This window comes from Rhizobium lentis (genome assembly GCF_014200175.1).
Classification (GTDB): domain Bacteria; phylum Pseudomonadota; class Alphaproteobacteria; order Rhizobiales; family Rhizobiaceae; genus Rhizobium; species Rhizobium mulingense.
Window position 1 is genome coordinate 111,989 of record NZ_JACHBD010000002.1, and the last position, 22,545, is coordinate 134,533.

The window sequence follows — 22,545 nt, forward strand, 5'->3', positions numbered from 1 at the left end:
GCTCCTTGCATGTCGTTATCCCGGAACCGCGGCACACTTCCGGGCGACATGCATTAGCGCGCAACTCCGCGGAATTTTCGCTTCTTTGTCACGCAGACTTGATTTTTTTCGGTCAAACCTCGATATCGGGCGCATCTGAAGACACCAACCGGAGACCGTCATGACCGATGAAACGACGAAAAACGGACCTGACGCAACTGCGGCCGATGCCGCAGCCGACGCTGCCGCCTACGTCGAGAACGATACAGTGCAGGAAGAGACTGCCCAGCCAGACCCGCTTGAGCTTTTGAAAGCCGAAAACAGCGACCTGCGCGACCGCTATCTGCGCCTCGCCGCCGAGATGGACAATCTGCGCCGCCGCACCGAGCGCGAGGTCAAGGACGCCAAGTCCTATTCCGTCGCCGGTTTCGCCCGCGATATGCTCGCCGTCTCCGACAATCTGCGCCGGGCGCTGGATGCCATCTCTCCGGAGGCGAAGGCCACCGCCGATGCCGGCCTCACCACGCTGATCGAGGGTGTCGAGATGACCGAACGTGCCATGCTGTCGGCGCTCGAGCGCCATGGTGTGCGCAAGCTGGAGCCGGTCGGCCAGAAGTTCGATCCGAATTTCCATCAGGCGATGTTCGAGGTGCCGAACTCCGAGGTGCCGAACAACACGGTCGTCCAGGTCGTGCAGGCGGGCTTCACCATCGGCGAGCGCGTGCTGCGCCCGGCCATGGTCGGTGTCGCCAAGGGCGGCCCGAAGCCGGCCGAAGCCGAAACCAATTCCGTCTTCGACGAGAAGGACGCCTGAGATCGATATCCTTCTCTTTTTTCGCTCGAGACGGAAAACCAAAGATCAGATGCGGGCGAAGCGTTCGATCAGAAGATCGAAGAAGCCGTCCGCATCGACGTGGCGCATCACTTTCGCATTGCGCTTTCGATCGGTCACATGCCACCAGTCGACCACGGTCATGCCGACGGTGAGTTCCGACCGGACCTCGATCTCGACATTGCAGTCCCGGCCCTGGAAAAGTGCCGGCTTCAAGAGATAGGCGATCACGGTCGGGTCGTGCAGCGGCCCGCCGTCGGAGCCGTATTTCTCGATATCGAAGCGTTCGAAGAATTCCAGCATCTCGACCATCGCCTTTGCCGGCGCCGTGCCAATCTCGGCCATGCGCTTCACCCGGTCCTTGCGGGTCAGCAACTGGTGCGTCACGTCAAGGGGCATCATCACGATCGGCACGCCCGAGCGGAAGACGATATCGGCGGCTTCCGGATCGACATAAATATTGAATTCGGCCGCCGGCGTGATGTTGCCGCCCTCGAAGAAGCCGCCGCCCATCATCACCAGTTCGCGCATGCGCGGGATGATGTCGGGAGCTTTCTGAAAGGCCATGCCGATATTGGTGAGCGGCCCGAGCGTGCAGAGCGTCACGGTGCCTTCCGGCTCGCGGCGCAGCGTCTCGATGATGAAGTCGACGGAATGGCCTGGCTGCAGCGTCATCGTCGGTTCGGCGAGTTCGGGGCCGTCGAGGCCGGTCTTGCCGTGCACGTGCTCCGCCGTCACCAGCTTGCGGGCGATCGGCCTGTCGGCACCGGCGAAAACCTTCGTCTCCGGTCGGCCGCAGAGCTCGCAGACGATGCGCGCATTGCGGCTGGTCAGCGAAAGCGGCACGTTGCCGGCGACCGTCGTGATCCCCAGCACCTCCAACTCATCGGGGCTGCCGAAGGCCAGCATGATGGCCGCCGCGTCGTCCTGGCCGGGATCCGTGTCGATGATGATTTTTCTTGCGCTTGCCATTGCGACCGTCCCGTCCTCACCATGCCCGTTGCTGCGGCATGCACCTCTTTTTCATTTCCCGTCACAAATCAGCACATTTCGCACGGGCATGTTTTGATGCGAGGCGATAGCCGCTTTGTCAAGCAAGGAGGCAGGCGCCGTCACCTTAAACTTGAGAGGGACTTAAATCGGGGAGGCGTCGCCGACAGGCCGCCTGTGTCTTGCACCGCCAGGGTGCTGTCCCCATATTAGCGGCATCCGGATGCTGCGCTTGAGGTCCGGGATGGTCGCTTGCATCAAGGACTTGAAAAGAGATGAGCCGCATAACCCCTTTCGCCAGCCCGCTGCTTCTGGGCTTCGATGCCATGGAAAAGACGCTGGAGCGCATTTCCAAGGCGAGCGACGGATATCCGCCCTACAATATCGAACGTATCGCCGCCGACAGGGGCGCGCCTGAACGTCTGCGTATCACCCTTGCGGTGGCCGGCTTCAGCGAGGAGGAACTCGACGTCTCCACCGAGGAGAACCAGCTTGTGATCCGCGGCCGCCAGGTGGAGCAGGGCGAGCGGGATTATCTCTATCGTGGCATTGCCGCCCGTCAGTTCCAGCGCACCTTCGTTCTTGCCGACGGCATGCAGGTGCTCGGCGCCAGCCTCAAGAACGGCCTGCTCTCCGTCGATCTAATTCGTCCGGAGCCCGCGCGCATGGTCAAGAAAATTAACATTTCGGTTTCACAGTAGCACAACGGTTTGTCGAACCGTTGGTCCCTTCTTCCGGAGGAACAGGAATGTTGATGAAAGAAGCCACGTCTCACTTGACCAAATCCGAGCTTGCCCACATCGGCAACGGCGAGGTCGCCTACATCAGAAAAATGCGCACCGAAGAGGTCGCCAAGTGTTTCCCCGAGGCGCCGGATATCGATCCGAACGTCGATCTCTGGGCACTCTTCGGCGCCGACGGCACGCCGATCCTCTTGACGGACAACCGCTCCAGCACCTTCTTCAAGGCTGCCGAAGACGAATTGAAGACGGTCAGCCTGCACTGACCGTTGAATAGCGCCTAATTGTCGCGACGCTGCTTTGGGATAGGCTGATCGCCGATGGTGCTGTGCCTTTGGGCCCCTCATCCGACCCTTCGGGCTACCTTCTCCCCAGCGCGGAGAAGGTGGACCGAAGGGTCGGATGAGGGGGTCGCACGGCACGCCCGTCACTATTGCCCTTTAGCTGTCATTGAAACTCACATCTTCCGGAATGTCAGATAGGCCGAAGACCGGCCCTCGCGCCGCGCCTTGGCCTCGTAGCGGGTACTCGGCCACCCCTCGTAGGGCGTCAGCCAGTCGGCTGCATTGTGGGCGAGCCAGTCGAAGCCGCCATGGTCGCGGCATTTGAGCAGCGTCCAGTTGACATAGGTGTCAATGTCGGAGGCAAAGCAGAACAGGCCGCCGGATTTCAGCACGCGATGGAAGCGGTCGAGATTGGTCTTCGAGACAAAGCGGCGCTTCCAATGCTTCCGCTTCGGCCACGGGTCAGGATAGAGCAGATCGATCTGGTCGAGCGACGCGTCCGGCAGCCAGTCGAGCAGCTGCGTCGCATCGTCGTTAAAGACGCGGATATTGCGTGCGCCTGTCTCGCCGATGCGCGACAACAGCTTCTGCATGGAATTGACGAAGGGCTCGACGCCGACGAAGCCGGTCGAAGGCCTTTCCAAGGCGCGGTGCATCAGATGCTCGCCGCCGCCGAAACCGATTTCCAGCCGCAACGTTTTGACGGGAACTGGAAAGAGGGATGCCAGCGGCTCCGGAGGAGCCGCCGAGAGGTCGATGAGGAATGCCGGGAGCAGGCTGTTTAACGTCTCGGCCTGCTGTTCGCGCAGGGCCTTGCCCTTGCGGCGACCGAAAAAGGCTTCGGTCGCCCGGCCCCGGCGTTCCATATCCGTCATGCAGCGGCCTTGGTCTTGACGGCTTCCTTCAGCGCCTTGACGAGGTCAGTGCGCTCCCAGGAGAACGAGCCGTCGCGGCCGGCCTTGCGGCCGAAATGGCCGTAAGCGGAAGTCTTGGCGTAGATCGGCTTGTTGAGGTCGAGGTGACGGCGGATGCCGGACGGCGACAGGTCCATATTCTCGCGGATCGCCGCTTCGACCTGGTCCTCGGAAACGCTGCCGGTGCCGTGCAGGTCAACATAGATCGACAGCGGCTGGGCGACGCCGATCGCGTAGGAGAGCTGGATCGTGCAGCGGTCGGCAAGGCCGGCGGCCACGACATTCTTGGCAAGGTAGCGGGCGGCATAGGCGGCCGAACGGTCGACCTTGGTGGTGTCCTTGCCGGAGAATGCGCCGCCGCCATGCGGTGCCGCGCCGCCATAGGTGTCGACGATGATCTTGCGGCCGGTGAGGCCGGCGTCGCCGTCCGGGCCGCCGATGACGAACTTGCCGGTCGGGTTGATGTACCACTTGCAATCATCGGCGATCTTCAGCTCGCCGAGCGCTTCGCGGATATAGGGTTCGACGACGGCGCGGACCTTGTTGGAATCCCAGCTCTCATCGAGATGCTGGGTGGAAAGCACGATCGAGGTCGCTTCCGACGGCTTGCCGTCGACGTAACGCACGGTCACCTGGCTCTTGGCGTCAGGGCCGAGCTTGGCGACTTCGCCATCACCCTTCTTGCGGCCTACTGCCAGCAGCTGCAGGATCTTGTGGGAATAATAGATCGGCGCCGGCATCAGGTCCGGCGTTTCTTTGCAAGCGTAACCGAACATGATGCCCTGGTCGCCGGCGCCCTCGTCGCCCTGCTGGTCGGCGGCGCTATCGACGCCCTGGGCGATGTCGGCCGACTGCGAGTGCAACAGCACGTCGATCTTGGCTTTCTTCCAGTGAAAGCCGTCCTGCTCGTAGCCGATATCCTTGATGGCGCGGCGGGCGGCGGCCTTGAACTTTGAGGGATTGATGACGTCGTTGCCGTCCTTGTCCTTCTTCATCAAGCTCGGCGGCAGGCGGACCTCACCGGCGATGACAACGCGATTGGTCGTCGCCAACGTTTCGCAGGCAATGCGCACGCCCCACGGATTGACGCCGGTCTTGGCCGCTTCGCGGTAGACCAAATCGACGATCTCGTCGGAGATGCGGTCACACACTTTGTCCGGGTGACCTTCGGCTACAGATTCGCTGGTAAAGAGATAATTCGCGCGCATTCCGGGATTCCCCTCAAAGAATAAAAGCCTGCTAGTAGGTACTCAGTTCGCGCGCCGATGACAAGCGCAGAAGGACATAAATATATCTTTATATCTGCGGCAAAGTGACAAATTTTGCCCCAAAAACGCAAAAAAGCGGCCTTTCGGCCGCCTTCGATTCTGCGAAAGGAGCTGTGATCAGTCGGCGTCGGCTTCGGCCGCGAGCGCCTTGACCAGTTCCACGACCTTGCGGCGAACCTTGGGATCGGAAATCTTCACGAAGGCGCGGTTGAGCTGCAGGCCTTCGGAGGAGGAGAGGAAGTCGACGACATAATTCGAGCTGGAGGCTTCTGCCATGCCGCCGATGGCGCCGGAATGTTCGCCGGGTGCATCCTCGAAGAAGAAGGAGACCGGGACGTTCAAGATGCTCGAGATGTTCTGCAGACGGCTTGCGCCGACGCGGTTGGTGCCTTTTTCATATTTCTGGATCTGCTGAAAGGTGATGCCGAGGCTTTCGCCAAGCTTTTCCTGGCTCATGCCCAGCATCGTTCGGCGAAGGCGAATGCGGCTGCCAACATGGATGTCGATGGGATTCGGCTTTTTCTTGTTTTCAATCATGGTCGTGCCCTAGCTACGAATTTCAACCTGTGTCCAACCGGCATGCCCCTGATCCATCCCAAAACGCCACGTTGCAGTCGGTGGGAATCCACCTTCCAACATCCGTTAAGAACGCCGATTGTCATCACTATGCAATTTTAGGGGTTTTTGGTCAATTCAACCCTAAAATAAAACCTCCGCGCGAGATCAGCGCAATCAAAATCAGCAGAGCCTCGGTCAACCAGAAGTATGTCTGGTGGGGGTATGTGGTTCCGAACCCTTCACTGAGGCTATCGACAGTTGCATCAATAAAGCCGGTTTCTCCAAGATCGAGGCCGGCGATTATTTCTCCATGGGCGTTCACCAGTGCTGAAATGCCGCTATTGGCGTCGCGAATCAGCGGCAGGCCGGTCTCGACCGCCCGCACGCGCGCCTGCAGGAAATGCTGGTAGGGGCCGGGGGTCATGCCGAACCAGGCATCATTGGTGAGGTTGAGGAGGGCGTTGGCGTCTTTTATGTCGCCGGTCATTTCATCAGGAAAAATGATCTCGTAGCAGATCAGCGGATAAAGATTGAGGCCATCGGGCAGCGCCAGCAGGTGTCGGCTTGCGGCAGCCGAAAACCCGCCCGGGATCTCGACGACGTTCTGGATGCCGAGTTCGGTAAGAAGGTCTTCGAAGGGGAGATATTCGCCGAAGGGCACCAGATGCACCTTGTCGGAGGCGGCAATGATCTGGCCGCGGCCATCGATGACATAGACGGAATTATAGTAGCGCACCGGCGTGCCCGGCCCCATTTCCTCGGCGCGCACCGCGCCGGCGATCAGGATCTGGTCGTCGTCGAGCGTATCGGCGATCCGCGTCAGGGCATCCTGGTTGTCGGTCAGGATGAAGGGGATCGAAGTTTCCGGCCAGACGATGATATTGGGCTTGCGCCCGCCATTCCTGGGCGCCTCGGCCGAAAGCTTCAGATGCGTCTCGAAGATCGCATTGCGATCGGCGTCGTTGTCCATCTTCGCCGCCTGGTCGATGGCCGGCTGCACCAGCCGCACTACCGGCCGCTTGTCCTCGGGCAAGGGCGCGGGCCGCGGCGCCAGATAGAGAGCATAGGCGCCGTAGCCGAGATGGGCGGCAAACAGTAGGACGGCAAGCGCAATGCCGGTGCGTGCGCCCTGCCGGGTCCCGACAAGGGCGGGAGCGGAAAAGACGAAGACGGCAAGGGCGGTCACACCCATCGCCCCGATCACATGCGCCGACTGCATCATCAGCGGCACCGGCATCAGGCCGTAGCCGATGGCGTTCCAGGGAAAACCGGTGAGGATGACGCTGCGAAGCCATTCCATCAGCCCGAAGCCAGCCGCAAGTGCGGCGATCCGCCCCATGCCGTCGGACCAAAAGATGCGGGCCAGCGCAACAGCCAGCCCGTAGAAGATCCCCAGACAGGCCGGCAGACCCAGGATGGCGAGCGGTAGCGCCCAGGCGAATTCCTCCGAATCGACGAGCAGCGCATGGCCGAGCCACCAGAGGCCGGCGACGAAATAACCGAAGCCGAATAGCCAGCCGACCGCAAAGGCCGGCCATAGCCTGCCTATCAGGCCGCTTTCAGGAGAAGCCGCTGCCCCGTCGATCAGCCAGACGAGCAGCGTGAAGGACAGGAACATCGCCGCGAAAAAGCCGAAAGGCGGCAGCGCCAGCACCGCGAATGCCCCTGCGGCAGCGGCCAGCAATGACCGTTTGACCCCCCAGACGAGGATAACCCTGTCCGCAAGCCGCTCCATGCACACTCCCATCAAGCCGCGAATCAACCCATCCGCAGTCTTTCAAAAAAGCGGCTCTTTGTCCTGTTAGAGCGTGTCGCGCAAAAGTGTGCCACGGTTTTGCGGCAACGACATGCGCAAAAACAAAGAGCTAAATTAAAGCGCAAGGAGCGAATCTGAAAGATCGCGACACGCTTTAATGCATTTCGTCAGGAACCGCGCAGCGGTTCCTGAATGACGACACGTTGCAAAAGCAAAGAACTAGTTGGCGGTCGATTCGGCCGGCCGGTCGTCGCCGGTCTCGGAGCCGGGCGTGATGTCGCCGGCCTCTTTGGCGCGGCGGCGGATCGCGTGGCGCTTGCGGGTGATGCGCAGCCGTTTAATGCGGCGCGGATCGGCGTCGAGGATGTGGAATTCGAAATTCGGCAGCGCCTGGACGACCTCGCCGCGCACCGGAATGCGGCCGAGGGCCGAGAAGATCAGCCCGCCCAGCGTATCGACTTCATCGACCTGCTCGCTGATGTCGAAATCCGGCCCGATCGCTGCGGCGATCTCTTCCAGTTCGACTCGGGCGTCGGCGATGAAGACGTCTTCGGCGACGCGTTTGAACATCACTTCTTCGTCATCATGTTCGTCGTCGATGTCGCCAACCACCATTTCGACGATGTCCTCATGCGAGGCGAGACCGTCGGTGCCGCCATATTCGTCGATGACGAGTGCCATCTGCGTGCGGTTCACCTGCATCCGGCGCAACAGGTCGGAGGCCAGCATCGACGGCGGCACAAACAGGATCTTGCGGATGATGCCGGCCTCCGCCAGCGTCTTCTGCAGGTCAACGCGGGCGAGATCGAAATTCGACTTGGCCGAACGCGGCGGCTTCTGGATATTCTCAGGCGCAACGTCGATCGCCGGCACCGCGACCGCCGGTTTCGTCGGGCCGCGGCGCTTGTTGCGCGCCTGTTTGGCGACATAGGAGAGCAGGTCGCGGATATGCACCATGCCGCGCGGATCGTCGAGCGTATCGGCATAGACGGGCATGCGCGAGCGGCCGGATTCCTCGAACAGGATCATCAGCTCGCCGATGGTGATGTTCTGGTCCACCGCCTCGATATCGGCGCGCGGCACCATCACGTCGGCGACGCGCACCTCGCGGAAGCGCAGGATATTGTGCAGCATCGCCCGCTCGTCGGGCGAAAAGGCGTCGTCGCCGGCCGCGTCTGTCATCAGCGCGTCGGCCAGATCCTCTCGCAGCCGCGAGCCCTGCTGCGGGCGGAGAATGCGCGCGGCGCGCGACCAGAAGGATTGGGATCGGCCGGATGGCCGACTACTACTGCCCGCCTCGTCCGAAGAGGAGGATGACTCGGAGTCCTTGGCGTCTGCCGCCGGCTTCGTCGTAAAGTCGCTCATGGTTCCATTTTAAGGTCTTGACCCTCGTAAGGATCAGATAGGCCGAGCTGCGCCAAAATGCGAGTCTCCAGCCCCTCCATAATTTCGGCTTCGGTACTATTCATATGATCGTAGCCGAGAAGATGCAAGAAACCGTGCACCAGGAGATGGGTCAGGTGGTCGTCGAAACTCTTTTCGAGCTCATGGGCCTCCCGCTCAACCGTCTCCCTGGCGATGATGATATCGCCGAGCATCGGGCCCGGCATTTTTCCCGGCTGAACCGGAAAGGCCGGAAAGGAGAGTACGTTGGTCGCCTTGTCCTTGCCGCGCCATTCGGCGTTGATGTCCTGGATCGAGGCGTCGTCGGTAAAGACCAGCGACACCTCGGGCGGAATCGTCGGGAAGGGCTGCTTTTCGCTATCGCGGAGATAGACCGCCGCTGCCGCGAGCACACGGCCGCAAAAAGCCAACAGCGTCTCTTCCTCGGGCCAGCCGATGTTCTCGATGCTGATTTGGATGTCGAGCTCGGCCATCAGTCCTGCCGGCTGCCGTCTTCAGCGTCGACGGCATACGTGGAATCATAGGCCCTGACGATGCGCCCGACCAGCGGATGACGCACGACGTCAGTATCCTTGAAGCGCACGATAGAGATGCCCTCGACGCCGTTCAGCAGCTGCAGGGCCTCGACCAGGCCGGATTTGACGCCGCGCGGCAGGTCGATCTGGCTCGGGTCGCCGGTGACGATCATCCGGGAATTCTCGCCGAGGCGCGTCAGGAACATCTTCATCTGCATCGACGTGGTGTTCTGCGCTTCGTCGAGGATGATCGCGGCATTGGCAAGCGTGCGGCCGCGCATGAAGGCGAGTGGCGCGATCTCGATGACCCCGGCGGTGATCGCCCGGTCGACCTTGTCGGCGGGGATCATGTCGTAGAGCGCATCATAGAGCGGGCGAAGATAGGGATCGACCTTTTCCTTCATGTCGCCGGGCAGGAAGCCCAGGCGCTCACCGGCTTCGACGGCCGGACGCGACAGGATGATTTTCTCGACGGCGCCGCGTTCCAGCAGCTGAGCGGCATGGGCGACGGCGAGATAGGTCTTGCCGGTGCCGGCCGGGCCGACGCCGAAGACCAGTTCGGAGCGTTCCAGCGCCCTGATATAGGCGTCCTGGGTCGGCGTGCGGGCGATGATCGTCTTCTTGCGGGTGGAAACCTGCGCCATCGTCAGCTTGGCCTTGCGCTCCATCGTCGGCAGGCTGAGCTGATCGTCGGCGGCGACCGCCATGCGGATTGCGCCCTCGACGTCGGATCGTTCCACGTTGCCGCCTTTCTGAAGTTTTTCATAGAGATAGTCGAGCGTGCGCCGCGCCTGGTTGGTGGTCACGACATCGCCCGATATGACGACGGAATTGCCGCGCGCCCGCGCATCGATGTTGAGCCGCTCCTCGAGCAGCTTCAGGTTCTGGTCGAATTGACCGAAGAGCTCGCTGGCGAACCGATTGTTCTCGAACGTCAGGACGAAGTGATTGGTGTCGCTCGGCGTGCGGGGGTGGCGCGGTGAAGAAGAAACCAATTCTTGTCCGTTCAAGCGGTCGGGCTCCTTGGGTTAGACCGCAGCCTCTGCGCGTTCGGCAAACAGGCTGTTCGTTCCGGTTCCGGTGATTCGCACTTTAATAATGTCACCGATTTGCGATGCTTTTGCATCAACATTTACGGATTGAAGCCAGGGAGAACGTCCGATTAGCTGGCCGGGCATGCGGCCGGGCTTTTCGAGCAGCAGATCGATCTCCTTGCCGATGCAGGATTCGGCAAATTCCTGCTGCTGCTTCAAAAGAAGCGCTTGCAGGCGTTCCAGCCGTTCTGCCTTGATTTCTTCCGGCACCTGGTCCTTCAGTTCCGCACCGGGTGTGCCCGGCCGTGTCGAGTATTTGAACGAGAAGGCCTGCGCGTAGCGCACCTCTTCTACGAGTCTCAGTGTATCCTCAAAATCCGCGTCTGTCTCCCCCGGAAAGCCGGTGATGAAATCGCCCGACAGCGCGATGTCGGGCCGCACTGTGCGGATGCGTTCGATCAGCGTCAGATATTCGGCTGCCGTGTGACGCCGGTTCATCGCTTTCAGGATGCGGTCCGAGCCCGATTGCACCGGCAGGTGCAGATAGGGCATCAGCGCCCTCAAGTCGCGGTGCGCCTCGATCAGCCGGTCGTCCATGTCGCGCGGATGGCTGGTGGTATAACGCAGCCGCGCAAGGCCGGGGATCTCGGCAAGGCGGTAGAGCAGGTCGCCGAGGCTCCATGCCTCTCCCTTCGGCCCGGCGCCGTGCCAGGCATTGACGTTCTGGCCGAGCAGGGTGATCTCGCGCACGCCGGCTGAGACAAGCTTTTCGGCCTCGTCGACGATCTGGGAAATCGGCCGCGACACTTCCGAGCCGCGCGTATAGGGCACGACGCAGAAGGTGCAGAACTTGTCGCAGCCCTCCTGCACCGTCAGGAAGGCGGTGACGCCGCGGGCGCGGATCTTGCGGCTCTCGGCAATCGGCAGATGCTCGAACTTGTCCTCGATCGCGTATTCGGTGTCGACGACGCGCTGGCCCTGTTTGGCCCGCCGCAGCGCTTCCGGCAGGCGATGATAGGTCTGCGGACCGATGACGACGTCGACGGCCGGCGCCCGGCGCAGGATCTCCTCGCCTTCGGCCTGGGCGACGCAGCCGGCAACCCCGATCATCATCTCCCTTCCGTCGGCCGCCTTCTTCTTCTTCATCTCGCGCAGCCGGCCGAGCGCGGAATAGACCTTCTCGGCCGCCTTTTCGCGGATATGGCAGGTGTTGAGCAGGACGAGGTCGGCCTCTTCCATGTCTTCCGTCGGCTCGTAACCGTCGCGGGCGAGCGCATCGCTCATGCGCGTGGAATCATAGACGTTCATCTGGCAGCCATAGGTCTTGATGAAGACCTTGCGGCTGTTGGAGCCGTCGCGGAGTGTCTGCTCCGGGGCCTGGAGAAGGGCGCTATCCTGTGTCATGGCCGGCTATGTAGTGGTTTTTGCCGCCCGAGAAAATCAAAATCTTGTTTTAGCAGCCGCGCAACGACATGCGAGAAAACAAGGAGGTAAAGCGCGAGGAGCGAATCTGAAGGAGCGCGGCGCCGCTAAAGCATGTCGCGCAAAAGTGTGCAGCAGTTTTGCGGCAACGACATGCGTCAAAACAAAGAGCAAAGCGCGAGGAGCGAATCTGAAAGATCGCGACGCGTTTTAGGAAATTTCCCGCCCGCGCAGGCGGCTGTTCAAGAGGTTGCGGATGCGCGAGGCAATCGTCGCGCTCACCTCTTTGCGATTGGTGTCGGCGCGATATTCCACCGCTTCGCCGAAGGAAACCTCCGCGTCGAGGGCGCCGCATCTGACGATGTCGATCAGGTGCGGCAAGAGCTCGATATCGCCCGGCCAGGCGGCGAGCGGCCTGTGATAGCGTCCCATCGGGATGCCGTGCACGCGGGTATAGGCAATCGCCACCGGCTGCACCACGACGGTCCCCGTCGGGGAGGCGGGCACGGCCATCGCGGCGGCGCCGAACAGCGAGGATTTCACCTCCAGCAGCCGGTTGCCGTCCGAGGTCGTGCCCTCCGGGAAGAGCACGATGATTTCGCCGTCGGCCATGCGCCCGGCGATCTCATTGGCCTGATGGCCGGTTTTGCGCCGCTCCTCGCGCACGACGAAGACGCTTTTCTGCAGTTTGGCGAGCGTACCGAAGATCGGCCACTCGGCCACCTCGATCTTGGCGATGAAGGCGACGTCGGCCACGGCCGACATCACCATGATATCCATCCAGGACGAATGGTTGGAGCAGAGCATCAGCGGCCGCCGGTCTTCCAGCCTGCCGGTGACGCGCACGCGGATGCCGAGGCAATAGCAGATGATGCGGTGCCAGACGCGCGGCAGCCGGCGGCGCAGCCGCCAGTCGAAACGCAGCGCCAGCAGCTGCAGCGGTATGAGCACGATGCTGACGGCAAGGATGACGGCCGCAGCCAAAGCGATGCGCAGCCAGGCGATCAAAGGTGCTGCTCCCGGGCGGCCATTGCTTCAGAGATCGTCCTTCTTCAACGGAATGCCATAGAGCTCCAGGCGGTGGTCGACCAGCTGGAAGCCGTGTTCGCGGGCGATGCGCTCCTGCAGCGCCTCGATCTCCGGCGAGCGAAATTCGATGACCGTGCCGGTTTTCAAGTCGATGAGGTGGTCGTGGTGCTCTTCCGGCACTGTTTCGTAGCGCGAGCGCCCGTCGCGGAAGTCGTGGCGGGCGATGATGCCGGCATCCTCGAACAGTTTGACGGTGCGATAGACGGTCGAGATCGAGATTTTCGCATCGACTTTCACCGAGCGGCGGTAGAGCTCTTCGACGTCGGGATGGTCTGCCGAATCTTCCAGGATACGCGCGATCACGCGGCGCTGCTCGGTCATGCGCATGCCGCGTTCGGCGCAAAGCTCCTCAAGGGTCTTGGCTACATCAGGCATGGCCCGCCTTCAAAAATATTCGCGTTTCGACAACGCCCGCACGGTCGTCGCGCCAGCCGGCCTGTCATCTCTCTGCCACGGAACTACCGAAGAACGCGCTTCATGACAAGCGCCGTGGAAAGGACGCCGTTTTCCTGCTTGTAGTAGCCTTGGCGCTCGCCGACCTTCTCGAAGCCGAGCTTGCGGTAGAGGCCGAGTGCGGCCGTATTGCCGTTGTCGACCTCGAGAAACATGCTCTCACCGCCGCGCGCCCGCGCCTCCCGCATCGCCGCCTGCATCAGCCGCCAGCCGAGCCCGGAACGGGCGACCTTTGCCTGCACGGCGACCGTCAGGATTTCCGCCTCGCCGGCGACCTGGCGGGCAAGAATGAAGCCGGGCAGCGGCTTTTTCAGGATGGCATTGGTCTGGCGCGCGACGAAGCCGAACACGGTCTCCTGCGACAGCAGGCTGTGGAACTCGCCGTCGCCCCAGGGCCTTGCGAAACGCTCGCCATGCAGCACGGCGACGTCGCGGCAATCCTCGCGCTCCATGGCGATGATCTCGAATTCCGGCTTCAGCGTCAGATAGGCTTCCAGCATGGTTACACTCGTCGCGCAATCGCATATCCGGCCTGCGGTTTGGCATCCGGTCCGCGCAGATAAAGGGGCTTTGGCTTTCCGGCATCGGCCGCGGCGGCAGCACCGAGGCGCGCCACCACCGAAATCGGAAAAACGTTGGCATGGTTGCCGCCGGCGTCCGCCTTCAGGAGCGGCGTTGCCGAACCGGTGATCTCGCCGTCGAAGCCGGCGGCGAAAGCCTGGGCCTCGGCGACGCTTGCCGCCCGGGCTGCATCGAGCGGAGAACCATCCGCCGCAAAGGCCTGGAGATAGATTTCGTCCCGCTTGGCGTCCATGGCGGCAAGCACCGGGCGGCCGGGCGTCCTCTCACGCTCTGCGGCGGCCATCACTTCGAGCGTGGTGACGCCGACCACGGGGATTTGCAGCGACAACGCAAAGCCGCGGGCTGCGGCCACGCCGACGCGGATACCGGTAAAGGAGCCGGGGCCAATGGTGACGGCAAGGCGGTCGACCTGGGAAAGCGTCATATCGGCCTGAGCCAGCGCACGGTCAACGATATCGATCAGATGTTCAGCATGCCCCTTGCCGATCATGTCCGATGCCTCCCCCAGCACCGTATTCCTGCCGCTGTCATAAACTGCGGCAGAGCAATCCACACCTGCCGTGTCGAGCGCCAGAACGATCATGCCATCAATTTCCGAATAAACTCTTGTCGCTAACCATAAACCCGTCCGGCCGAACGAGAGATGAACGGCTGGAACGAATTTGAGCTTTTCAAGCGGCAATCACTTCCTGCACTTCGGGTACGAAATGGCGCAGTAGGTTCTGGACGCCATGCTTCAGCGTCGCCGTCGAAGACGGGCAGCCGGAGCAGGAGCCCTTCATGTTCAGATAGACCTTGCCGTCCTTGAAGCCGCGGAAGGTGATGTCGCCGCCGTCCTGGGCAACGGCCGGGCGCACGCGGGTCTCCAGAAGTTCCTTGATGGTCAGCACGATCGATTCGTCGCCTTCGTCAAAGAATTCGTCGCCGGCATCGGCGTCCTCGGACAGAATGGAGGCGTCGCCCATGACCGGCTTGCCGGACATGAAATGCTCCATGATCGAGCCTAATATAGCCGGCTTAAGATGCTGCCATTCGGCATTGTCCTTGGAGACGGAAATGAAGTCGTAGCCGAAATAGACGCCGATGACGCCAGGAATTTCGAACAGCCGGGCGGCGAGCGGCGAGGCTTCGGCCTCCTCGGCGCTGCGGAATTCGGCGGTGCCGTTTTCCATGACCACCTTGCCCGGCAGGAACTTCTGCGTGGCGGGATTCGGCGTGGCTTCGGTCTGAATGAACATCTGGCTCTCCATGCGGCGGGCCCAAGACCTCGGCCGTCTTTAGAATTCTTCAAAAGAAAATAGGCCCATTGCCTGATCTAATCAAGAGACTTGTACTCAAGAAATAGGCTCAGCAGAGGGCGTCGATTTCCTCGTTCGTCAGCGTATCCGGCAGCACGGTCACCGGAATCGGAAAGGCCGCCGCGCGTCCGGCGACCGACGAAACGAGCGGTCCCGGACCTTCCTTTGCCGAACCGGCGGCAAGAACGAGGATCGCCACATCGCGGTCTTCCTCGATCACGGCGTTGATCTGTTCGGCCGCACTGCCTTCACGGATGACGATCTCCGGCTCGATGCCGATCGTCTCGCGCACGATCTGGGCGATCTTGGCGACGGTCGCTTCGGCTTCCTCGCGCGCCTCGGCCCGCATGATCTCCTCGACGCCGAGCCATTGCTGGAAATCGCCGTCGGGGATCACATAGAGCAGCACCAGGCCGCCATTGGAATTCTTCGCGCGCCGGCCGGCATAATGAACGGCGCGCTGGCATTCGGGTGTCCCGTCGATCACAGCCATGAATTTGCGCCGGTGACCTTCGAGCCGTGAGAGTCGCTTCGATACCATGGCGCGGACTCTGACACCCGAAGCGGAAAAATTGCAAGCGCAGTTTTCGGCGCGACGCCTCGGAAGCAGATACCCTTCTGCCCGGCGGCCAGAAGGGAGATCTGCTGCCTCAGTAAAGGAAGCCGATGACGTCCCGCAGCTGGTTCATCGTCACCTCGGCGCGAGCCCGGGCGCGTTCGCTGCCCTTGCGCAGGATCGCATCGATGTGGCTGGTATCGTCCATCAGCCGGCGCATTTCGCCGGTGATCGGCGCCAGCACGTGGATGGCGAGATCGACCAGTGCCGGCTTGAACACCGAAAACTGCTGGCCGCCGAATTCGGCAAGCACTTCCGACTTCGATTTGTCGGCGAGGGCCGCATAGATCGCCACCAGATTGTCGGCTTCCGGCCGGCCCTGCAGTCCGTCGACGTCACTCGGCAAACCATCCGGATCGGTCTTTGCCTTGCGGATCTTCTTCGAGATCGCATCCTCGTCATCCATCAGATTGATGCGCGACAGGTCCGAAGGATCGGATTTGGACATTTTTTTGGTGCCGTCGCGCAGCGACATGACGCGCGGTGCCGGTCCGCCGATCAGCGGCTCGACCATCGGGAAATAGGCATGCACCGGTTCGTCGCCGACGGTGATGTCGACGCCGTAGCCGGTCCTGCCGATATGCTCGGCATAATCGAGGTTGAACTTCATGGCAATGTCGCGGGCAAGCTCGAGATGCTGCTTCTGGTCCTCGCCAACAGGCACATGCGTGGCGCGGTAGACGAGAATGTCGGCGGCCATCAGGCTCGGATAGGCGTAGAGGCCGAGCGAGGCCTGCTCGCGGTCCTTTCCGGCCTTGTCCTTGAACTGCGTCATGCGGTTCATCCAGCCGATGCGGGCGACGCAGTTGAAGATCCAGGCGAGTTCGGCATGCTGCGGCACGGCCGACTGATTGAAGACGATATGTTTTTCCGGATCGATGCCGGCGGCGATGAAGGCGGCGGCGATCGAGCGCGTCTGGGTCGGCATGTCCTCATGCACCAGCTGGGCGGTGAGCGCATGCATGTCGACGACGCAGTAGATGCAGTCATTGCCTTCCTGCAGCGCGACGAAGCGGCGGATCGCGCCGAGATAGTTGCCGAGATGCAGATTGCCGGTCGGCTGCACGCCGGAGAATACGAGTTTCTTGAATTCGCTCATGTCGTCCTCAATAGGCTGGTGGAGGGCCCCAAGGCTTTTTCGCCTGTGTTGCTGATGCCGCGGCTTATGCACGGGCGACCCGTCGCAATCAAGGGGTTCAGCCTGCGGTATGCTGGATCAGATCGAAGCTGTTGCCATAGGGATCGGCAAAGACCGCGACCGTGCCGTAAACCTCGTGCCGTGGCTCCTCCAGAAAGCGCACCCCGGCTGCAAGCATGGCGGCATGATCACAGGCGAAATCGTCGGTCTTCAGGAAGAACCCGACACGGCCACCGGTCTGGTTGCCGATTGCCCCCCGCTGTACTTCGTTGGCCGCCTGCGCCAGCAGAAAGGCGGCGCCATCCCCGCCTCGCGGCTTCACGACCACCCAGCGTTTGCCGTCGGGCAGCGGCTTGTCCTCAAGGCAGTCGAAACCGAGCGCGCCGCAATAAAAGGCCTTGGCGCGGTCGTAATCGTCGACGACCAGAGTGACGAGGAAAAGCGACTGTACCGTCATGCGATTCTCCTGTGTTTGGACGTTTTTTCCATTTTGAGGCAGGCATTTCCCTAGTTTTAAGCCGAATTGATCAGGCTGTTTAGTTATAATTGAGTATAAAATTTCACAGAAAAGCTTTTATTGAACTGAAAATCCTCGACCGCGCAGGGTGGCCGGATGGCCGCCGTTCCAACCGCCCGGAGGGACCCATGCAGAACCCCGCTTTGCTCGCCATGGCAGGCCTTTTCGCCCTACAATCAGCAACCAGCGCCGTCGGTCAAGACAGCAAAAGGCCGGCCATTCATCTGCCGAAACATGAGGCGCGTCTCGCCTATACGGTCCAGACCGTCAGCGTCCGTGCCGGCTGTTTTCCGGCGCGTCTTCGGGCAGTGCTGTCGCATATCGCCGCGAGAACCGGACGCCGCCCGATGATAACCTCCGGCCTGAGGCCGCATCCTCGCCGTCATGGTTCCCTGCATGGCAAATGCCTGGCGGCCGATATCAGGGTTCCGGGCCTGTCGGAGCGCGCCATCATCGCCGCCGCAAGCAGCGCACCGGGTATCGGCGGCATCGGCAGCTATTGCAACGGCATCGTCCATGTCGATGTCGGGCCGCGGAGGCGGTGGGTCGATTGTTAGAGCCTATGCATCTTCCGCCGCCACCGGCTTGCGGTTCAGATTGCGCCGGATCATGCCAAGATTCGCTCCGCCGATCAGGAAGGCGGCGGCGAAATAGACCAGCATGGAGATCGCAATCAAGAGCCCCAGCGTACCGATCTTGGTGAGAAGCGGCGCGCCTGAGGCAAGCCAGGGCGCAAAATACTGCTTGAGGAAGACGATCGCCGCCCCCATGACGGCGGCAGCAACGATCAACAGCGCGGCGCGTTTCGCCAGTGCCCATTCCCATGTCAGATGGCCGCGGCGCAACAGCGTGGTGAACAGCAGCACGGTGCTGATCCAGCCGGCGGTAGCTTCGGCGACCGCGATGCCGGGCGCGCCCATATAGGGGAAGAGTGTCAGCGCCGTGGCGCAATTGGTCGCGACGGCGATCGCCGAGAAGCGCATCGGCGTCTTGGTGTCCTCGCGGGCATAGAAGCCGGGCTGCAGCGCCTTGATCAGCACGAAGGCGGGCAGGCCGATGCCGTAAATCGCCAGGATCGAGCCGACGACGAGGGTGTTTTCCTGATGGAAGGCGCCGCGTTCGTAGAGCACGCGGATGATCTCGTCGGACAGGATCCAGAGTGCGAAGGCGGCCGGAATGGTCAGGAACAGCACGAATTCGATCGAGCGGTTCTGCAGATTGCCGGCCTCGCGCAGGTGGCCGGCCTTCAAGGCGCGCGCCAGCTCCGGCAGCAGCACCACGCCGACGGCGACGCCGACGACGCCGAGCGGCAGCTGGTAGATGCGGTCGGCATATTGCAGCGCCGCAATCGCGCCGTCGCGGGAGGAGGCGATCGCCTGGCCGATCAGCTGGTTGATCTGGGTGATGCCGCCGGTGACCGCGGCCGGCACCGCGAGGATCAGCAGCCGTTTGACGTTCGGCGTCATCTTCGGGAAGCGCAGGCCGATGCTCATGCCGGCCGCAAGCACGCCGACATAGACGACGGCAAGCTGCAGCAGGCCGGCCACAAGCACGCCCCAGGAGAGATACCAGGCCGTCGCCAGCGGATCGGCGCCGGTGTAGAGCGCATAGAACAGCGCCCCGATCATCACCACGTTGAGGAAGACGGGCGCGATGGCGGCGGCGAAGAAATGATGCAGCGAATTCAGCATGCCGCTCATCATTGCCGTCAGCGACATGCACATGAGATAGGGAAACATCACGGCCGCCATGCGGATCGTGATCGAGAACTTCTCGGGATCGTCGGCAAAGCCCGGCGCGATGACGAAGCGCACCAGCAGCGGCATGGCAAGCTCCATCACGATGGTGATGAGGAGCAACACCGAAAACAACACGCCGAAGACTTCCTCCGAAAAGCGCTTGGCGCCATCCGTGCCATTCGCCTCGATCTCCTTGGCAAAGAGCGGCACGAAGGCGGCGTTGAAGGCGCCTTCGGCAAACAGCCGGCGAAAGAGGTTCGGGAAGCGGAAGGCGGCATAGAAGACGTCAGCCATCGGGCCGGTGCCGAGTGCGGCCGCCATCAGCGTTTCGCGGGCGAAGCCGAAGATCCGGCTGCCGAGGGTGGCGCCGCCGACGGTCGCGAATTTCTTGACGAGGCTCATGCTGGGGAATCGGCTTTCTTTTCGGCTGGGGGCGATGTCCGGGCGGTGGCGGCAGGCGCGATGATGCCGGAGGGCATGCGCTCGCGCAGTTCGTCCTCCTCCTCGGCCATCACCGCCTTCATCCGGGCGGTGATGTTGGCGCGCTTGCTGTCGCCCGAGATTTTCTGGCCGACCAGATCGGTGACGTAGAAGGTGTCGATCACTTTCTCGCCGAAGGTGGTGATGCGGGCCGACTGGATGTCGAGCGACAGATCGGAGAGCACGGCGGTGATCTCCGACAAGAGGCCGGGCCGGTCGAGGCATTCGACCTCGATGACGGTGAACTTGTTCGACAGGCTGTTGGTAATGTTGACCGACGGCGGAATGACGAAGGCCTTGCTTTTCTTGCGGTTGCGCGTGCGCGTGGCGATGACCTCGGGCAGGCGCTTGCGCCCCGACAGTACGTCCTCGATCATCCGTCCGATGGTGCCGGCGCGGCGCAGTTCGTCGGCATCGTCGGCAAATTCACGGCTGACATGGATGGTGTCGAGCGCCCGCCCGTCCGACGTCGTGAAGATCTGCGCGTCGACGATGTTGGCACCGGCTGCCGCACAGGCGCCGGCAATGACGGCGAGCAGGCGTGGATGGTCGGGCGAAAGCACGGTGATCTCGGTGATGGCGTGGAAACTGTCGGTCCGCACCATGGTAGCGAGCGCCTGGCCCGCCTTGTCGGCCTGGCGGATAAAGTGGGCGTGGCGGAGCTGGTCTTCCAGCGGCACGGAGAGCAGATAGGGCTGGTAATGCAGCTTGGTATAGGTATTGCGGTCCTTCTGGCTCCAGTCGGAGAGCGCAGCGCGCAGCGCCTCGGCGGCGGCGTTGGCGCGCTCCTTACGCGAGACTTCCGAGAAACCGCCGGCCAAAAGCAGCTCGGTTTCATAATAGAGCGTGCGCAGTAGCTGGCCCTTCCAGCCGTTCCAGACGCCGGGTCCGACGGCGCGAATATCGCAGATCGTCAGGATCAGCAGCATCTTCAGCCGGTCGAGCGACTGCACCCGGTCGGCGAAATCGGTGATGGTTTTGCGGTCGGTGAGGTCGCGGGTCTGCGCCACCATCGACATCGTCAGATGTTCTTCGATCAGCCAGACGACGATTTCCGTCTGCTTCTGCGACAGGCCGAAGCGGGCGCAGAGCTTGCGGGCGACGCGGGCGCCGGCGATCGAATGATCCTCCAGCCGGCCCTTGGCGATATCGTGGAGAAGAACGGCGACGTAGAGCGCCTCGCGGTCCTCGATGTTCGAAATCAGCTTGTTGGCGAGCGGGTGCAGATCCTCGGCCCGCGACTTGTCGATCTCCGAGAGAACGTCGACGGTGCGGATCAGATGTTCGTCGACCGTATAGTGGTGATACATGTTGAACTGCATCATCGCGACGATCTTGCCGAATTCCGGGATGAAGCGGCCGAGCACGCCGGCCTCGTTCATCCGCCGCAGGATCAGCGCCGGGTCGCGTTTCGATGTCAGGATCGACATGAACAGCCGGTTCGCCTCGTCGTTTTCCCGTAAGCTGTTGTCGATCAGGGCAAGCGAACGGGTGACGCGTTTCAGCGCATCAGGATGAAATTCCAGCCCATTGATGTCGGCGACATGGAAGAGCCGCAGGATGCTGACCGGATCGCGCTTGAACACCTCAGCGTCGGCGAGTGCGATGCGGCCGCGATCTTCGACGAATTCGACGCTGCCGGCGATCTTGCGGGTGCGATGGGTGAAACGGCTGATGACGCCGGTGAGGCCGGGGATCGATTTGGCCTGCTGGTCTTCGAGTGCGGCGCAGAGGATGCGGGTCAAATCGCCGACATCCTTGGCAACGAGGAAATAATGCTTCATGAAGCGCTCGACGGCCGAAAGGCCGGGGCGGGTGTGATAGCCGAAGGCCTCGGCGATCTCGCGCTGGATGTCGAAGGACAGGCGCTCCTCGGCCTTGCCGGTCAGGAAGTGCATATGGCAGCGCACCGCCCAGAGGAAGTCGTCGGCCTTCTCAAGCAGGCGGTATTCGTGCTTTGACAGGACGCCGAGCTTGATCAGCTCCGCCTGGTCGCGGACGTGATAATAATATTTCGAGATCCAGAACAGCGTGTGCAGGTCGCGAAGCCCGCCCTTGCCTTCCTTGACGTTCGGTTCAACGAGATAACGCGTGTCGCCGGCCTTGCGGTGGCGTTCGTCGCGCTCGGCGAGCTTGGCGGCGATGAACTCAGGGCCGGTGCCGGTGACGATTTCCTTGTCGAAGCGGGTCTCGAGCTCGGTTTCCAGCCGCTGCAGCCCGCAGATAAAGCGCATCTCCAGAATGGCGGTGCGGATGGTCATGTCGGACTTGGAAAGCGCGATGCATTCCTCCACCGTGCGGGTGGCGTGGCCGACCTTGAAGCCCATGTCCCAGAGCACGTAGAGCATGAATTCGACGGCCTTGTGCGTCTCTTCCGCCGGCCGCGGCAGGAAGAGGAAGAGCAGGTCGATGTCGGAGCCGGGCGCCAGCGTGTCGCGGCCGTAGCCGCCAACGGCGGTGACGGCGAACTTGTCCTTCTGTTGCGGAAAGACATGGGCGGTGGCGAAATTGTAGAGGACGGTGATGATCTGGTCCTGCAGCCAGGAAATTCGGTAGGCACAATTCAGCCCGCTGCCGTCGGCGGCAAGGGCCGCACGCGCCTTTTGCCGGCCTTCCGTGCTCGCCTTTTTCAAGACGGCGAGAAGATCGGCGCGCATGACGTCGGGCCGGTTGCGGTTAGCTTCGGCAACGGCGTCGCATTTGTTCTGCAGCAGTTCGGTGTCGAGGATTGTGGAGAAATCGAGGTCGCGCATCGCTTTCGCCAGAGGGGCGTCCTGTTCATGCCGGGCTGGCGGTTCGCGGCCTGCCGCTTGTTTCGTCTGCATGCGCTATAGCCTCTTTGCCCGGCGATTGACACAGGTCCTCATACTGCAAGACCCTTTAAATTTGGCGAAATGGTGTTGGCCGGCAGCAGGGTGCCGGACGCTTTGACGCAAG

The 22,545-nt window shown here is 62.1% G+C and carries 23 protein-coding genes; 4 read left to right on the forward strand and 19 right to left on the reverse strand.

The annotated features are described in order from the left end of the window. Positions 1-160 precede the first annotated feature (160 nt). On the forward strand, positions 161-793 hold the full coding sequence (gene grpE, locus GGI60_RS06220) for a nucleotide exchange factor GrpE (RefSeq protein WP_183914110.1): 633 nt from the start codon (positions 161-163) through the stop codon (positions 791-793). Positions 794-838: 45 nt separating this feature from the next. On the opposite strand, the gene GGI60_RS06225 is transcribed toward grpE, so the two are convergent. Further along, the gene (locus tag GGI60_RS06225) at positions 839-1,783 is read right to left on the reverse strand and encodes a nucleoside hydrolase (RefSeq protein ID WP_183914112.1); all 945 of its coding nucleotides are present in this window, start codon (positions 1,781-1,783) and stop codon (positions 839-841) included. 293 nt (positions 1,784-2,076) lie between these two features. On the opposite strand from GGI60_RS06225, the gene GGI60_RS06230 reads away from it, so the two are divergent. Together GGI60_RS06230 and GGI60_RS06235 are read left to right on the forward strand one after the other, a co-directional pair. Then, positions 2,077-2,502: an Hsp20 family protein gene (locus GGI60_RS06230; RefSeq protein WP_183914114.1), complete on the forward strand. Its 426-nt coding sequence runs from the start codon at positions 2,077-2,079 to the stop codon at positions 2,500-2,502. A 47-nt stretch (positions 2,503-2,549) separates the two neighbouring features. After that, positions 2,550-2,807: a DUF1150 family protein gene (locus GGI60_RS06235; protein WP_008524631.1), complete on the forward strand. Its 258-nt coding sequence runs from the start codon at positions 2,550-2,552 to the stop codon at positions 2,805-2,807. A gap of 191 nt (positions 2,808-2,998) precedes the next feature. Here GGI60_RS06235 and GGI60_RS06240 read toward each other — a convergent pair whose 3' ends face one another. From GGI60_RS06240 to GGI60_RS06315, 16 genes are all read right to left on the reverse strand, one after another. Further along, positions 2,999-3,700 (reverse strand): tRNA (guanosine(46)-N(7))-methyltransferase TrmB, encoded by a 702-nt coding sequence (locus GGI60_RS06240; RefSeq protein ID WP_183914116.1) that lies wholly within the window; start codon positions 3,698-3,700, stop codon positions 2,999-3,001. Next, a complete protein-coding gene (metK, locus tag GGI60_RS06245; protein WP_183914117.1) occupies positions 3,697-4,947 on the reverse strand; it encodes a methionine adenosyltransferase in 1,251 nt (416 codons plus the stop codon). Before metK ends, GGI60_RS06240 begins: the two co-directional genes overlap by 4 nt. A 177-nt stretch (positions 4,948-5,124) precedes the next feature. Continuing rightward, complete coding sequence (locus GGI60_RS06250) at positions 5,125-5,544, reverse strand: helix-turn-helix domain-containing protein (protein ID WP_004679846.1); 420 nt, start codon at positions 5,542-5,544, stop codon at positions 5,125-5,127. A 151-nt stretch (positions 5,545-5,695) separates the two neighbouring features. Further along, the gene (lnt, locus tag GGI60_RS06255) at positions 5,696-7,300 is read right to left on the reverse strand and encodes an apolipoprotein N-acyltransferase (RefSeq protein WP_183914119.1); all 1,605 of its coding nucleotides are present in this window, start codon (positions 7,298-7,300) and stop codon (positions 5,696-5,698) included. 240 nt (positions 7,301-7,540) lie between these two features. Further along, complete coding sequence (locus tag GGI60_RS06260) at positions 7,541-8,686, reverse strand: hemolysin family protein (RefSeq protein ID WP_183914121.1); 1,146 nt, start codon at positions 8,684-8,686, stop codon at positions 7,541-7,543. Then, positions 8,683-9,198 (reverse strand): rRNA maturation RNase YbeY, encoded by a 516-nt coding sequence (ybeY, locus tag GGI60_RS06265; RefSeq protein ID WP_183914123.1) that lies wholly within the window; start codon positions 9,196-9,198, stop codon positions 8,683-8,685. The genes GGI60_RS06260 and ybeY overlap by 4 nt, the downstream gene beginning before the upstream one ends. Beyond that, positions 9,198-10,250: a PhoH family protein gene (locus GGI60_RS06270; RefSeq protein WP_183914125.1), complete on the reverse strand. Its 1,053-nt coding sequence runs from the start codon at positions 10,248-10,250 to the stop codon at positions 9,198-9,200. Before GGI60_RS06270 ends, ybeY begins: the two co-directional genes overlap by 1 nt. Before the next feature lie 18 nt (positions 10,251-10,268). After that, entirely contained in the window at positions 10,269-11,678 is a 1,410-nt protein-coding gene (gene miaB / locus GGI60_RS06275; protein ID WP_183914127.1) for a tRNA (N6-isopentenyl adenosine(37)-C2)-methylthiotransferase MiaB, read from the reverse strand. A gap of 228 nt (positions 11,679-11,906) precedes the next feature. Next, positions 11,907-12,704 (reverse strand): lysophospholipid acyltransferase family protein, encoded by a 798-nt coding sequence (locus GGI60_RS06280; RefSeq protein WP_183914129.1) that lies wholly within the window; start codon positions 12,702-12,704, stop codon positions 11,907-11,909. Positions 12,705-12,731: 27 nt separating this feature from the next. Beyond that, positions 12,732-13,160 carry a Fur family transcriptional regulator gene (locus GGI60_RS06285; RefSeq protein ID WP_010028198.1) on the reverse strand — a complete coding sequence of 143 codons (429 nt, stop codon included), beginning with the start codon at positions 13,158-13,160 and terminating at the stop codon, positions 12,732-12,734. Positions 13,161-13,243: 83 nt separating this feature from the next. Then, a complete protein-coding gene (locus GGI60_RS06290) occupies positions 13,244-13,738 on the reverse strand; it encodes a GNAT family N-acetyltransferase (RefSeq protein WP_183914130.1) in 495 nt (164 codons plus the stop codon). 2 nt (positions 13,739-13,740) lie between these two features. After that, positions 13,741-14,403 carry a tRNA (adenosine(37)-N6)-threonylcarbamoyltransferase complex dimerization subunit type 1 TsaB gene (gene tsaB / locus GGI60_RS06295; protein ID WP_183914132.1) on the reverse strand — a complete coding sequence of 221 codons (663 nt, stop codon included), beginning with the start codon at positions 14,401-14,403 and terminating at the stop codon, positions 13,741-13,743. A gap of 88 nt (positions 14,404-14,491) precedes the next feature. Further along, the gene (locus tag GGI60_RS06300; protein ID WP_183914133.1) at positions 14,492-15,058 is read right to left on the reverse strand and encodes a NifU family protein; all 567 of its coding nucleotides are present in this window, start codon (positions 15,056-15,058) and stop codon (positions 14,492-14,494) included. Between the two features lie 109 nt (positions 15,059-15,167). Further along, positions 15,168-15,659, reverse strand: coding sequence for a universal stress protein (locus GGI60_RS06305; protein WP_183914134.1), 492 nt, complete (start codon positions 15,657-15,659; stop codon positions 15,168-15,170). A gap of 109 nt (positions 15,660-15,768) precedes the next feature. After that, positions 15,769-16,833 carry a tryptophan--tRNA ligase gene (gene trpS / locus GGI60_RS06310; RefSeq protein ID WP_183914135.1) on the reverse strand — a complete coding sequence of 355 codons (1,065 nt, stop codon included), beginning with the start codon at positions 16,831-16,833 and terminating at the stop codon, positions 15,769-15,771. A gap of 97 nt (positions 16,834-16,930) precedes the next feature. Continuing rightward, the gene (locus GGI60_RS06315) at positions 16,931-17,329 is read right to left on the reverse strand and encodes a VOC family protein (protein ID WP_183914136.1); all 399 of its coding nucleotides are present in this window, start codon (positions 17,327-17,329) and stop codon (positions 16,931-16,933) included. Between the two features lie 188 nt (positions 17,330-17,517). On the opposite strand from GGI60_RS06315, the gene GGI60_RS06320 reads away from it, so the two are divergent. After that, positions 17,518-17,946 (forward strand): D-Ala-D-Ala carboxypeptidase family metallohydrolase, encoded by a 429-nt coding sequence (locus tag GGI60_RS06320; protein ID WP_183914137.1) that lies wholly within the window; start codon positions 17,518-17,520, stop codon positions 17,944-17,946. A gap of 3 nt (positions 17,947-17,949) precedes the next feature. Here GGI60_RS06320 and murJ read toward each other — a convergent pair whose 3' ends face one another. Beyond that, on the reverse strand, positions 17,950-19,530 hold the full coding sequence (gene murJ / locus GGI60_RS06325; protein WP_183914138.1) for a murein biosynthesis integral membrane protein MurJ: 1,581 nt from the start codon (positions 19,528-19,530) through the stop codon (positions 17,950-17,952). Continuing rightward, positions 19,527-22,433 (reverse strand): [protein-PII] uridylyltransferase, encoded by a 2,907-nt coding sequence (locus tag GGI60_RS06330; protein WP_183914139.1) that lies wholly within the window; start codon positions 22,431-22,433, stop codon positions 19,527-19,529. The genes murJ and GGI60_RS06330 overlap by 4 nt, the downstream gene beginning before the upstream one ends. Positions 22,434-22,545: the final 112 nt, after the last annotated feature.